The organism is Alysiella crassa DSM 2578 (assembly GCF_000745955.1).
In the GTDB taxonomy this organism is placed as follows: Bacteria; Pseudomonadota; Gammaproteobacteria; order Burkholderiales; family Neisseriaceae; genus Simonsiella; species Simonsiella crassa.
Genome location: NZ_JQKH01000076.1, coordinates 1 through 12,572, shown reverse-complemented (window position 1 = coordinate 12,572; position 12,572 = coordinate 1). Strand labels below are relative to the sequence as shown.

Annotated in this window: 15 protein-coding genes, 2 tRNA genes and 1 pseudogene; 13 read left to right on the top strand and 5 right to left on the bottom strand. The window is 46.3% G+C overall.

Annotation, left to right across the window (positions count from 1 at the left end; translation table 11 throughout):
• The 3 genes and pseudogenes from Q338_RS10120 to Q338_RS10110 all read left to right on the top strand — a co-directional run.
• Positions 1-273, top strand: a pseudogene (locus Q338_RS10120) (hypothetical protein); the annotation flags it as partial.
• 62 nt (positions 274-335) lie between these two features.
• Positions 336-420 (top strand) — tRNA-Leu (locus Q338_RS10115).
• 217 nt (positions 421-637) lie between these two features.
• On the top strand, positions 638-1,822 hold the full coding sequence (locus Q338_RS10110) for a tyrosine-type recombinase/integrase (protein WP_034294980.1): 1,185 nt from the start codon (positions 638-640) through the stop codon (positions 1,820-1,822).
• A 21-nt stretch (positions 1,823-1,843) separates the two neighbouring features.
• On the opposite strand, the gene Q338_RS14565 is transcribed toward Q338_RS10110, so the two are convergent.
• Positions 1,844-2,050: a hypothetical protein gene (locus Q338_RS14565; RefSeq protein WP_147293668.1), complete on the bottom strand. Its 207-nt coding sequence runs from the start codon at positions 2,048-2,050 to the stop codon at positions 1,844-1,846.
• 289 nt (positions 2,051-2,339) lie between these two features.
• Between Q338_RS14565 and Q338_RS10105 the strand changes: the two genes are divergently transcribed.
• Complete coding sequence (locus Q338_RS10105) at positions 2,340-2,564, top strand: helix-turn-helix transcriptional regulator (RefSeq protein WP_034294982.1); 225 nt, start codon at positions 2,340-2,342, stop codon at positions 2,562-2,564.
• Complete coding sequence (locus Q338_RS10100; RefSeq protein ID WP_034294978.1) at positions 2,561-2,791, top strand: hypothetical protein; 231 nt, start codon at positions 2,561-2,563, stop codon at positions 2,789-2,791. Before Q338_RS10105 ends, Q338_RS10100 begins: the two co-directional genes overlap by 4 nt.
• A gap of 496 nt (positions 2,792-3,287) precedes the next feature.
• Here the strand turns inward: Q338_RS10100 and Q338_RS10095 are convergent, their stop codons facing one another.
• A complete protein-coding gene (locus Q338_RS10095) occupies positions 3,288-3,476 on the bottom strand; it encodes a hypothetical protein (RefSeq protein WP_034294973.1) in 189 nt (62 codons plus the stop codon).
• Between the two features lie 158 nt (positions 3,477-3,634).
• Between Q338_RS10095 and Q338_RS10090 the strand changes: the two genes are divergently transcribed.
• From Q338_RS10090 to Q338_RS10055, 8 genes are all read left to right on the top strand, one after another.
• Positions 3,635-3,859, top strand: a complete 225-nt coding sequence (locus Q338_RS10090) for a hypothetical protein (protein WP_034294970.1) — start codon at positions 3,635-3,637, stop codon at positions 3,857-3,859.
• On the top strand, positions 3,856-4,089 hold the full coding sequence (locus Q338_RS10085) for a hypothetical protein (RefSeq protein WP_034294968.1): 234 nt from the start codon (positions 3,856-3,858) through the stop codon (positions 4,087-4,089). The genes Q338_RS10090 and Q338_RS10085 overlap by 4 nt, the downstream gene beginning before the upstream one ends.
• Positions 4,086-4,445, top strand: coding sequence for a hypothetical protein (locus tag Q338_RS10080; protein WP_034294965.1), 360 nt, complete (start codon positions 4,086-4,088; stop codon positions 4,443-4,445). The genes Q338_RS10085 and Q338_RS10080 overlap by 4 nt, the downstream gene beginning before the upstream one ends.
• Before the next feature lie 401 nt (positions 4,446-4,846).
• Positions 4,847-5,233: a hypothetical protein gene (locus Q338_RS10075; RefSeq protein ID WP_034294963.1), complete on the top strand. Its 387-nt coding sequence runs from the start codon at positions 4,847-4,849 to the stop codon at positions 5,231-5,233.
• A gap of 10 nt (positions 5,234-5,243) precedes the next feature.
• A complete protein-coding gene (locus tag Q338_RS10070) occupies positions 5,244-5,474 on the top strand; it encodes a hypothetical protein (RefSeq protein WP_034294960.1) in 231 nt (76 codons plus the stop codon).
• Positions 5,462-5,806 carry a hypothetical protein gene (locus Q338_RS10065; protein WP_034294957.1) on the top strand — a complete coding sequence of 115 codons (345 nt, stop codon included), beginning with the start codon at positions 5,462-5,464 and terminating at the stop codon, positions 5,804-5,806. The genes Q338_RS10070 and Q338_RS10065 overlap by 13 nt, the downstream gene beginning before the upstream one ends.
• A gap of 26 nt (positions 5,807-5,832) precedes the next feature.
• Positions 5,833-6,879: a toprim domain-containing protein gene (locus Q338_RS10060; protein ID WP_034294955.1), complete on the top strand. Its 1,047-nt coding sequence runs from the start codon at positions 5,833-5,835 to the stop codon at positions 6,877-6,879.
• Positions 6,880-6,942: 63 nt separating this feature from the next.
• On the top strand, positions 6,943-8,691 hold the full coding sequence (locus Q338_RS10055) for a DUF927 domain-containing protein (RefSeq protein ID WP_034294953.1): 1,749 nt from the start codon (positions 6,943-6,945) through the stop codon (positions 8,689-8,691).
• Between the two features lie 349 nt (positions 8,692-9,040).
• On the opposite strand, the gene pssA is transcribed toward Q338_RS10055, so the two are convergent.
• The 3 genes from pssA to Q338_RS10040 all read right to left on the bottom strand — a co-directional run bounded on the left by pssA (position 9,041) and on the right by Q338_RS10040 (position 12,376).
• On the bottom strand, positions 9,041-9,841 hold the full coding sequence (pssA, locus tag Q338_RS10050) for a CDP-diacylglycerol--serine O-phosphatidyltransferase (protein ID WP_034294951.1): 801 nt from the start codon (positions 9,839-9,841) through the stop codon (positions 9,041-9,043).
• Between the two features lie 536 nt (positions 9,842-10,377).
• A complete protein-coding gene (gene uvrC / locus Q338_RS10045) occupies positions 10,378-12,225 on the bottom strand; it encodes an excinuclease ABC subunit UvrC (RefSeq protein WP_051968599.1) in 1,848 nt (615 codons plus the stop codon).
• 66 nt (positions 12,226-12,291) lie between these two features.
• Positions 12,292-12,376 (bottom strand) — tRNA-Leu (locus tag Q338_RS10040).
• Positions 12,377-12,572: the final 196 nt, after the last annotated feature.

Genomic DNA, 12,572 nt, shown 5'->3' with positions numbered 1-12,572 from the left:
CGCGGTTTTGACTTGGAAGCCACGCACATGACTGACCCTGTTAAAATGGAAAAGTTGTTTGCGATTCTGGCAGTTACATTGGCTTGGGCTTATGTTATCGGGCGTTGGCAACATGCAGTGAATCCGATTAAACCCAAGTCGCATGAACGGCTCTCGCAAAGCATCTTTCGCGTTGGTTTGGAGCAGCTTGCCAAAGCCGCCATGTTGATGATGGCAACTTTGGACTATTTTTCAAACCCAAAACAGGTCGTCCGATTTTTTGTCGTGTACTGAAAGGCAGCCTGAAAACTTGCGTATTATGCCATTTGCTGTATAATTCGCTGTTTATTATTTCTGCGGACGTGGCGAAATTGGTAGACGCACTGGATTTAGGTTCCAGCGCCGCAAGGCGTGAGAGTTCGAGTCTCTCTGTCCGCACCAAACTACAAAAAAGCAGCCTTTTTAGGTTGCTTTTTTTCGTTTCAATTCGTTTCATACAATCAACCAAGTAATTTATTCTAAACATATTTTTCCAAAATAACCACGCCCCATTACACAAAAATCGTTTCATATTGTCTTTTTTCGTTTCATTGTATCAACCATTTTGTGTTGGTAAAATTGTTGGTAACGATTTTATTTTTACCAACAGAGCCGAAAAATGCCACTCAACGACCGCCAAATCAAAAACGCCAAACCCAGCGACAAAATTCAAAAACTTTCAGACGGCGGCGGCTTGTGCCTTGTGGTACACCCAAACGGCGGCAAGTATTGGCAATTGAATTTCCGATTTGACGGCAAACAAAAAACGCTTTCTATTGGCACTTATCCCACCATTGCATTAACGCAAGCCCGCGCCGCCCGCGAAACCGCCAAGCAACAAATCGCGCAAGGCATAGACCCCGCCGCCGCCAAACAGCAACAGAAAACCGAAAGAGCCGCCGCCCGCGCAAACACCTTTCACGCCATCGCCGCGCAATGGCACGAAAAACAAACGCCCAAATGGAAACCCAATCACGCCGCCCGCGTATGGCATGGTTTGGAAATGGACGTTTTCCCGCAAATTGGCGGCTTGCCGATTGATAAAATTGGTGTGCAAGATGTGAAAGCGGTGTTAGACAAAATCGCAGAGCGCGGCGCATTGGTTACAGCAAAGAAAATCAGGGAATGGATAGGCGCGGTGTTCAAATACGCCGCCATGCTGGAATTGACCGACCGCAACCCCGCCGCCGTGTTATCGGGCTATTTGGCACAAAATGAAACGGTTAATATGCCCGCTTTGCCGCGTGAAAGGCTGCCTGAATTTTATCGCCGCCTATTGTCCACACCAGCCGAAAGGCAAAACATCATAGGTATTTTATTGATTATGCTGGTGTTTGTACGAAATCATGAATTGCGCGGCGGCTTGTGGTGTGAAATTGATTTTCAGGCTGCCACTTGGACTATCCCCGCCGAAAGAATGAAACGCCCGCGCCCGCATATCATTCCGCTTTCAAATTGGGCGGTTGAATTGTTGCGTGAATTGCACGGCATAACAGGGCATACGCCGTTTATGTTTCCCAGTTCAAGCAGCAAAAGCGGTTACATCAGCGAAAACACATTAGGCAAAATCATTAACACAATGGGCTACAAAGGCATTGCCACGCCACACGGATTTAGGAGCTTGGCAAGCAGCATTTTGAATGAGCAGGGCTTTAATCCCGACAGCATAGAACGACAATTAGCCCATATTGATGAAAACAAAGTACGCGCCGCCTACAATCGCGCCGAATATTGGAATGAGCGCGTAGAATTTATGCAATGGTACAGCGATTATTTGAAAAGCCACTATCCGACCGAAAATTAAAACCCACACCAGCCCGCCCATTCAATAGGCGGGCTTTTTCACGTTTTCAGGCAGCCTGAATGCCAAAAAATGCGCGTTTTTGATGATTTTTTTAATCAAATCATCATCATAATTTGACAGAAAAGTGATAGAAATTGCGCGAAAAAAATCAAAATGGCGCGGCGGCTGGTGTGGATTAACGTGTTTTTCCATGCACGGCAAAACACGGCAATACACCACGCCAAACACGCGGGGAAATTATCACTACCCCGCCCATTTGGTTAAAACAGGTAAAAACTTTCATTTCTGTAAATCGCACATTTTTAAAACAGTTTTAAAAGGCGTTTAAAAGGCGTTTAAACCCCGTTTAAAAAAAGTTCAAAATTTTTAAATTTTTAAATAATTGATTTTAATTGATATTAACATTATTTAACGCGGATTTTGGGGGGATTGTGTACAGGCGGGTTGTGTTGGTAAATTGTAATAAATGCAGGGCGATTTACCAGCATTCTTTTTCATCAACCCAAAGGACAAAAAAATGAAAGACACCATTTTACGCATTGACGACACCGCCAAAAAATGCGGCTTTTCACGCAGCATGATTTGGGCGAAATTGAACCCAAACGACCGCCGCCATGATGACACATTCCCGCGCCCCATTCGTTTATCGGCGCGGGCGATTGGTTGGCTGGAAAGCGAAATTGATTTGTGGATTGCCACACGCGCCGAAAACAACCGCTTAAACACGGAAAACCGCGCATGAACCCTGTTTTTGATGATTTTCAGGCAGCTTGCGATTGGGTGGACGACCACACCAGCCCCGAAAATGCGGGCGTGTTTGTGATTGAACAGACCGCCCCGCAAAGGTGGCAAGTCGTGGCAATGGCAGACACGCATAACAACCCCAAAGGGTGCATAACAACCTTTCCCGCGCAATGCCAGCCCCTAAAAATGGCTTTCAGGCTGCCTGAAACCACGCAAAAATCGTGAATTTGATAAAAATCAATCGCTTAATTTTTTTGACAAAATGCAATCGCGTATTTCGTTAAAAATAGGTTGATATGGTTGATATGAGCAAAAAAACGCATATTAAACAGCCAATTAAGCCACTTCATAGGTTGATATGTTGGTTGATATGTGGTTGATATGGTTGTTATATTTTTAAAATCAAATACTTACAAATATTCATAGCAACCAAAAACGGCTTATAACAACCTATTTTCAGCAAGGTTGATATGACTATTTCATTTTAAAACAATGAATTAAGTCGCTCATATCAACCTATCAACCATATCAACCACCTTTTACATATATATACACTTTTTTCAGGCACATTTTTCAGGCTGCCTGAAACAGAAAAACGGCGGCGCAACACCCAAATCGCAACCATGCCCCGCCATTGCGCCCAAACGCGCCCAAAACGCCATTTATGCCCGCGCATGATGTGGCACACCACCCACACGGTAAATCGCCTACAAACGCCAATTTAAGCCATTGGCAGCGATTGCCCCAAAAAACACTTGACGAACCCAACAACAGGGCGCAAAATAACCGCATTGCTTTCAATCAAGCAATCAGGTTTGACAGCCTGAACAACACTGCAAACCAGCCGCCCCAGCGTTCCCGCGTGTCTTGCACACCAGCGAACCACAAGCGGCATTTTTACGGTTTGCATTCCCCCTTGTCTTGCCTTTTTTTACGGGAAACAGGGGGCGGGGAGCCTTGCGGCTCGCTGGTACACGTTTCCAGTCTGCTAACCCGCCCTTTTGTTTCCCGCCTTGCGTTTAGCAGCGTAAGCGGGTTGAATAACCTAACGTGAAAAGGCAAATTCTCATGTCTCAATCCCCTATTTTTCCCCGCCCGCGCCAATGCGCCACACACCGCCGCGCCATTGGCACATTAACCGTGCAAACTGTACGCCGCTTTTCCTGCCTGAAAAAAGCCAGCGCATACACCGAATATTGCGCCCGCAATTGCCAACATGACCGTTTTGTCATTCAAGGCGGCGTGTGTGGTGTTTGGCTGGTGTGCCGTGTGATTGGCGGGGGTGTGTCATGACTAAACCCTATTCCTACAATCCACAAAACCAATGCTATGCGCTGCCTGAAAGTGATTTTGAGCGCATTTGCCAAGCAGCCAATGCATTGAGTGAATTAACTTTTATGATTGGCGAAATGCAATTAAGCAAAACCATTTTTAACGCTGAAAATTTGGCTTGCCTTATGCGTTACCCCGCCCATGATTTGAGCGAAATTGTTAATCAATGTTTGAATGGGGGGAAATCATGACTGAACGCAATCCCCCATTCAAAAACCATTCATGCGGATTAGGTACGTTTTTGGATATTGCCAATCGCACCATTTCTGAAAAGTGTCGCAATGGCGAATACACCGCCGCCGATATTGATGTGTTGCAAACTAATGTTTTTATGAGCCTTTACCATTTGGGCAACATCGCCGAAACATTGGGCATGGAACGCATTGATTACATGAACGACCCTTACAACACCAGCCATACGGCGTTAATGGTTTTCGGGCGGGCGGTGCAAGAAATGGCGTACACGCTGGACACAATCACGCCCCATATCCGTAAAGCCCAGCCCATTGTGGCAGATGACACTTTCCCGCCGCCCAATGGCTGCTAATTCGTAATCCCCCTTTTCCACAATTTGAGTAGAGCCGCTTTGCTGCCAGACCAGCAAGGCAGCTTTCTTGCAAGCTGAATTATTTACAAACTATTGATTTAAAAGGATTTGTATTTTTCAGGCTGCCTGAAATGGGTGGACACTCCCCCACCCTATCGCGCTTCTATCCACGCTAAAAAAAGCGTGAAAGCGGCTAGGACACGCGCCCCGCGATAGGGTAGGGCGCGGGCAGTTGGATAAGCAAAATGGCTGTTATTGATTTTTCATATTTATTAACTGCATTTAATTAGATTTTTATTTCACTAAATTAAATTTAGTTGGCATAAAAAATCATTAAGCCATGATTGCACCAATGGAAAACAGGGGAATATCACATAAATAATTGATTTAAAGGAATAACCATGTTTTACGTTTTGACTTTTGCGCTGGTGTTGTTGGCAGCGTTGATTTATCTGATTGGGCAAACCATCGGACAAAAACAACACGAAGCACACATGAAACAGCGCATTCAAATGACAGGTTTTTTTATGTTGGAAAACGGTTTGTATCGCGCCGTTAAAGTTGGCATTGACACCAATAAGCCCATTCGCAAGCTGGAAATGAGCCATTTCCCCGATGTGGTAGAAACATTGGTAACGCCTGAAAACGCATTTAGGCAGCCTGAAAATCCGCCTACATTGGTAGATTTTGTGCATGACGACACCAGCGAAAACTTGTTAATCAGCGACACGCCACCATCAAGCAAAACCACCACCCGCCGCCGCCGCGTGAGCAGCAAAACACATTAGGAGAAACACCATGCAAGATTTGATGATTTGGCAATTAATTGGTTTCACGTTTTTGTGTGGCGTGTGTTTTGGTATGGGGGTGTGGTTGGCGCGGCGTTTGTGTGATGGTTTGAGTGAAAAGGCGCGGCGTATGGTTTGGCGGTATCGCCGCCCCGCCCGCCCCATTCGCCGCCAACCCAAACACCCCGAAAGGATTATCCGCAAGCTGCCTGTGAAAGGGGGTGTGAAATGTGGGAATTAATTGCGTACACCACAGGCGGCGCGTGTGTTGGTTTTGTATTGGGCAAGACGGCGGCGAGTAATTTGTATTATTCGCACATTGTAAAACAATCTCAAAAAATCAAAGAGTTGGAAACCGAATTAACGGTTATGGAACAGGAAATTCAAATGCAAGATGAGATTTTCCAGCGTTTGCAAAAGCGTTTGCAAAAACGGTTTACCAAAGAAGCCATCGCGCTGTATGACGACACCGACACACCCGCGCCAACACCAACACTTGAACCACCCCGCCCCAAAAAGCTGATTAAGGTACACAACGGCTGCATGACTTACGGGCAATGGGTAGATGTGTAAGCCATTATGAAATAAGGATTTAAACCATGTTTAAACATTCTTTAAACGATATTAAAACCGCCGCTTGTGGCAATTGGCAAGCCATTCATGCCACGCTTGGCATTCCCCCGCATTTGACCAACACGCGCAAACATCAACCCTGCCCCCATTGCGGCGGCAAAGACCGTTACCGCTACACGGATTTTCAGGGCAATGGCGGCTTTATTTGCAGCCAATGTACACCATCGGGCGGAAGTGGCTTTGATTTGCTTATGCTGGTGTTAGGCTTGAATTTCAATGAGAGCGTGAAAGAAGTTGCCGCCGTATTGGGCATGAATAACCATACACCCAAAACACACCAGCCGCGCCAAACCACCACGCCCGCCCCCAAACAGCCTGAAATTGACCGTTTACCCGAATTGCAGCAACGTTTTCAGGCTGCCCATGCGCTTGCACCCAATGGCGCGGTTATGGCGTATTTGGCGGGGCGCGGCTTGCCTGAATGGGCATTGCCCGCCGCCGCCATTCGGGAAACGGTAGCGGATTATTGGGCGCAAGATGTACGGACTAATCAGCCTTTGCACATGGGGCGGTTTGCTTGCATGGTGGCAGCAATCACATTGCCCAATGGCAAATTACAGGGCTTGCATTACACCTATTTACAAAACAATGGCAATCATTGGGCAAAACTCAATATCACGCACCCGCAAACCAATGAGCCATTGCCCGCCAAAAAGATGTTTGCCCGCTTTTCAGGCAGCCTGAAAGGGGCGGCGGTACACATGGAGCGGGCAGACGACAAAGGGAGGCTGTTAATCGCAGAGGGACTGGAAACCACATTAGCCGCCCGCGCCCTGTTTGGTTTGCCCGCCGTAGCTGCATTGAGCGCAAACGGTATGCGTAGCTTTTCCATTCCTGACGATGTGCAAGAAATCTACATTTGCGCCGATAACGACTACAACAAGGCGGGCTTTCGGGCGGCGCATGATTTGGCGGTACGCGCCATTGAGTTAGGTTTGACCGCGCATATTTGGCAGCCTGAAATCATGGGTACGGACGGTTTAGACGAATACCGCCGCCGCCATTCAATTTAAATTTAAGAATAACCAATATATCAGGCGGCTTGATGTTTTCAGGCTGCCTGAAAGGGGTAAATCATGGAAAAACAAACCGAAAATAACCCACTTAATGAATTTGAAAAAGCCAGCATTCAACCCTATTACGATTGCACCCGCAACGGCGTTTATTACATCGCCATTGAGACCGACAGCAACGGCAACACCAGCGAAAAGCCGCCTTTGCGCTTATCTGATTCCATTCGCATTATTGGGCGCGGGGCAGACACGGCGGGCAATCATTACCGCGTAATCTCTTGGCAAGACGGTTTCACGCATAAAGCCAAAATTGCCGCTTTACCAATGGCAGATATTGGCACCAATGCGGGCTTTCAAAGTTTGCAGCAGCGCGGCATGACTATTCACGCGGGGCGGCGCAAACGTGAATTATTGGCAGACTATTTGCAAACACAAGGCGACAATACGCCCTTTCACATTGTGGATAAAGCGGGTTGGCATGGTAAAGACTATATTTTACCAAGTGGCGAAATTATCCATTCAAAACAAAATCATAAAAACAAAACTACCCCGCAAACCCTATACAATGGCGACACCAGCCAAGCCGCCGCATTTACCATTTCAGGCAACCTGAAAGAATGGCAAGCGCAAGTTAGTCAATACGCGGCGGGCAATAGCCGCTTGTGTTTGGCAATCGGTACGGCATTAGCCGCGCCTTTGTTGGCAATATTGGGGGAACAAAACGGCGGTTTCCACATTTACGGCAAAAGTTCAGACGGCAAAACCACCGCCGCTAAAGTGGGTTTATCGGTTTGGGGGCAGCCTGAAAAAATCAAAAACGCATGGAATGGCACCGTATTAGGCTTTGCCAATGCCGCGCTTGCCCGCAATGACAATTTCATGGTACTGGACGAAATCGCCGAATGTGAGCCGCATATCATCGCCAAAACCACCTATTCAGTTATCAACGGCAAATCCAAATTGCAAGGCGCAAAAGACGGCGGCAACCGCCAACAATCCGAATGGCGTATTTTGATTTTTTCAACAGGCGAATACGATTTAAAAAACTACATTGAACGCGGCGGCATGAAATGGGAAGCGGGGCAATCGGTACGGCTGCCCAGTTTGCCCGCAATGGTACGCTATGGCGTGTACGACCATTTACACGGTTTTCACAATGGCGCGGCATTGTCCGACCACCTGTTAAACGCAATGGAGCAGCAACACGGCGCGGCGGGCGCGGCATGGATTGAAAAATTGATGACTTTGGATATTGAGCGCATACACGCTGCCCGCAATGCTTTTATGCAGATTTTGCCTGAATTGAATGGGCAAGCCTTGCGAGCGGCGCGGCGTTTTGCGATTGTGGCGGCGGCTTTGGAATTGGCTAATGAGATTACAGGGCTTGCGGCTGGTGTGGGTATGGCGGGCGTGAAGCAATGTTTTGATGATTGGTTTGCCATCAATGGCAGCATGGATTATGAAACCCGCGCCATTATTGAGCAAACTGAAGACTTTATGCAGTTATACGGCGAAAGCAGCCGTTTTGTAGAATGGAATAATCCTTTTGTTAATCACGACCACGCGGGCTATTTCCGTGAATTGAACGAGAAAGAAAGGCGTAAAGAATTTTGGATTGTGCCAGCCGTGTTTGAAAGTGAAATTTTACGCCATGCCGATGTTCAACAGGGCTGTTTGGTCTTGTACAAAGTAGGCTGGTTGCAAAAGCCCAAAAGCGGCAAAGGGTGGAAACAGTTACGTTTTCAGAAAGGGCGGTATTATGTGTTATTGGGTATGGAGCCGCCAAACCTTGAAAGTTTATTTGATGATTAACAGGGCGGCTGGTGTATCGTATAATTTACGCTACACCAGCCAAAAAAATTGCATGACTTTTGCAGAATGTTGGTAAATTTGTTGGTAAAAAGAAAAATTTTATTAAATTTTTTATTTAAAATAAAATAGTTAGTTATTTAATTTGTGTCTCTCTGTCGCCTTTTTAGGTTGCTTTTTTTTCGTTTCAATTCGTTTCATACAATCAAGCAAGTAATTTATTCTAAACATCTTTTTCTATGAGAGTAGTGTTAAAGTAACTAAATTGAATTCTCTATAAACGACTATATTTGTATTGCCTACATAATCATCAGGCAGCCTGAAAACAGTTTTCAGGCTGCCTGATATGATTTTATTCACTTATGCTATCCGAATCATCGTCTAGCACCACAGGTTCAATCACCGTCAAAGTTTCCCCTTTCAGCCAACGGAAACCATATTGTATGTAACCCGACAAACTGTAACCCAAGAAAAACACAAACAGCACCAAAGCAGGCTCAAGCGCAATAATCATCAACGCCAGCACCAACAAAATCATCGCAAAAAACGGTACTTTGCGTTTCACATTAATCTCTTTAAAGCTCCAAAACGGAATCTGTACCACCATAGACAAACCCGCAAACAACGTCAGTAACAAAGCCACCCACTTCACCCCTTGACCAAAACCACCATAACTGTGATCCAACCAAATCAGTCCCGCCACCAAAGCCGCCGCCGTTGGGCTGGGAATGCCAATAAACCAACGCTTATTTACCCGACCAATCAATGTGTTAAACAAAGCCAGCCGCAACGCCGCACACGCGCAATAAATAAACGCCACCCCATAACCAAATTTACCAAACTCAAATAATTGCCAATTGTACACAATCAGCGCAGGTGCAACGCCAAAACTCACCATATCCGCCAAACTGTCTAATTGTTCGCCAAACGCGCTTTGACTATTGGTCAGCCGTGCTACACGCCCGTCCATGCCGTCCAGCAGCATGGAGATAAACACCGCAATTGCCGCCGTATCAAACCGTCCATGAAACGACTCTGTAATCGCATAAAATGCTGAAAATAATGCCGCCACCGTAAATGAATTGGGTAATAAATAAATGCTATTTTGCTTGATATGATTGATTTTTTGATTGATTTTAGGATTGTTATTCATGGGATTACACCTTTCAATGGATAAAATGGTTTGGCTAAATTATAACGCGATTTCAGGCTGCCTTTGATTTTCTGCGCCGAATATTTCCCCTTAATTTACGCACAAAAAAATGGGCAGTCTGGCGAGACTGCCCAAAATACCTCAAATCAGAGATTTTACGCTTCACAAACAATGCAGGATAAACCTGCCTTCTCTGCAGCATTGCCCGAAAGGAGTAAAAAAGCAATACCACAAAGCCTGTTAAAACAAACATTATTGTGTTTTTCAATTTGCTTGTTTTGTAATCTTGTGTAATGAATTGTACAGGGTTCCATTTTTTTTTGCAATGCAATGCTTTGAAAAACCATTTTTTGCTGATTTTAGGAATAATTCTATTGAAAAAGAGCCATTTTTTAGTGGTTTTAGCAAAAAATATTACTTTATAACATTCGTTTTACTTGAAAATGAAATATGATGTAGTTAAAGTGGACAAAATGGGAGACTTTTGAAGTACAGCCCATATTTGGTTTAGACACTGTGTTTGCCTGAAATCGCATTCACCCATGAAAATAATCATAAATCTTCTGCGCCAACGCCAAACTAATCCCTTCCACGCTCGCCAAATCCTCCACACTCGCCGCCTGCACGCCACGTAAACCCCCAAATCTCATCAACAAAGCCGCCTTGCGTTTCGCCCCCACACCCGCAATATCGTTTAATGAAGACGTAATCCGCGCCTTATCCCGTTTTGCGCGCATACCCGTAATCGCAAAACGATGGCTCTCATCGCGCACCGTTTGCAATAAATGCAAAGCTGGAGAATTTTCAGGCAGCCTGAAACGCTGATTTTGAAACGGTAAAATCAATTCTTCCAAACCCGCTTTGCGTTCCACCCCTTTCGCAATGCCAATAATCGGAATCGTCAGACCCAATTCCGCCCACACCGCTACCGCCACATTCACCTGCCCCATGCCACCGTCAATCAACACCGCGTCTGGAAAACGCACCGTTTCGCCGCGTGCCGCCGTTTCCACCAATTTGCCATAACGCCGCGTCAAAACCTCGCGCATGGCGGCATAATCATCGCCTGCTTTTGCCGTTTGAATATTGTAGCGGCGATACTGTTTCGGCTGCATGGCAAAATCATCGTACACCACGCAGCTCGCCATCGTCGCCTCGCCCTGTGTGTGGCTGATGTCAAAACATTCCAATCGGCGCAACTCGTTTTCAGGCAGTCCCATCAGTTCCGTCAACGCCGCCATGCGTACCTGCTGATTCACATTTTGCAACTGATGTTGCGCCAAGGCATTTGCCGCATTTTTCACCGCCATATTCAACCAAACTTTGCGCTCACCGCGTTCCCCAGCCGAAAATATCATTTGCCGCCCATGTTCCTGATTCAAAGCATTTTGCAAACTTTCAGGCAGCCTGAAATTGGCAATCAGCACGTCAGGTTTTTGTTTACCCAAATAATGTTGTGAAACAAATGCTTCCGCATAATCCTGACCATTTGGATTTGGGTCGTGGCGAGTATCGGGGAAAAAATTGCGGTCGCCAACGTGCCGCCCACCGCGTATGCTCACCCAATGCAAACACACATCGCCGCCACTCACCGCCAACGCCACCACATCAATATCCCCTTGATGATTCAAATTATGACTGTCCACAAATTGTTTAGACTGAATCACGCCCAAAGCCTGAATCTGGTCGCGCAATTTCGCCGCCAACTCAAAATCCAACTCATCGGCAGCCTGAAACATCTGCGTTTCCAAATCTTTCAACAAATCCGCCGTTTTCCCATTCAGAAACGCCGCCGCATGGCGAACTTGCGCCGCATAATCGTCCGCCCCAATCGCGCCCACGCACGGCGCGGAACACCGCTTAATTTGGTGCAACAAACACGCACGGTCGCGGTGGGCAAATACACTGTCTTCGCAAGTCCTTAATTGGAAAACCTTTTGCAAAATTTCAATGCTGTCGCGCACCGCGTAACCATTGGGATAAGGACCAAAATACTGGTGCGGTTTTTTCGGCGTACCACGAAAATACGCCAATTTCGGAAACTCATGCCCGCTCAACATCAAATACGGATACGATTTATCATCACGAAACAAAATATTGTATTTGGGCGACAAAGACTTAATCAGATTATTCTCCAAAATCAAGGCTTCCGCTTCCGAGCGTGTGAGCGTGATTTCTACCCGTGCCACTTGTTTCAACATGAGCTGAATGCGTGGCGAATGGTCGTTTTTTTGGAAATAGCTGGACACGCGCCGTTTCAAATTCACCGCCTTGCCCACATACAAAACCGTGTCATCGGCGGCAATCATGCGGTACACGCCAGCAGAGTGGGGCAGAGATTTGAGAAAAATGGTCAGATTAAATTCAGAAGTTTCGGGAGACATGGTTTCAGGCTGCCTGTGAATAAACGCAAAAAAATCCGCTAAACTCGTTAGCGGATTTTAGAATCTTGGTGCCCAGGGTCGGACTCGAACCGACACACCTTGCGGCGGGGGATTTTGAGTCCCCTGCGTCTACCAATTTCGCCACCTGGGCTGGTGTTGAAGATTGGCATTATACGGCTTTTTGAAATCTTGTAAAGCGTTCAGGCTGCCTGAAATAATATTTACATGATTTTTAAAATAATATTATTGCACAATTTTTGAGTGTATCGGCTAAAATCGGTTTTTTGTGAATGTGTGAATTGGAATTGACAATGTATGTGACGAAAAAACGGGCGTGGTTGCCTTGG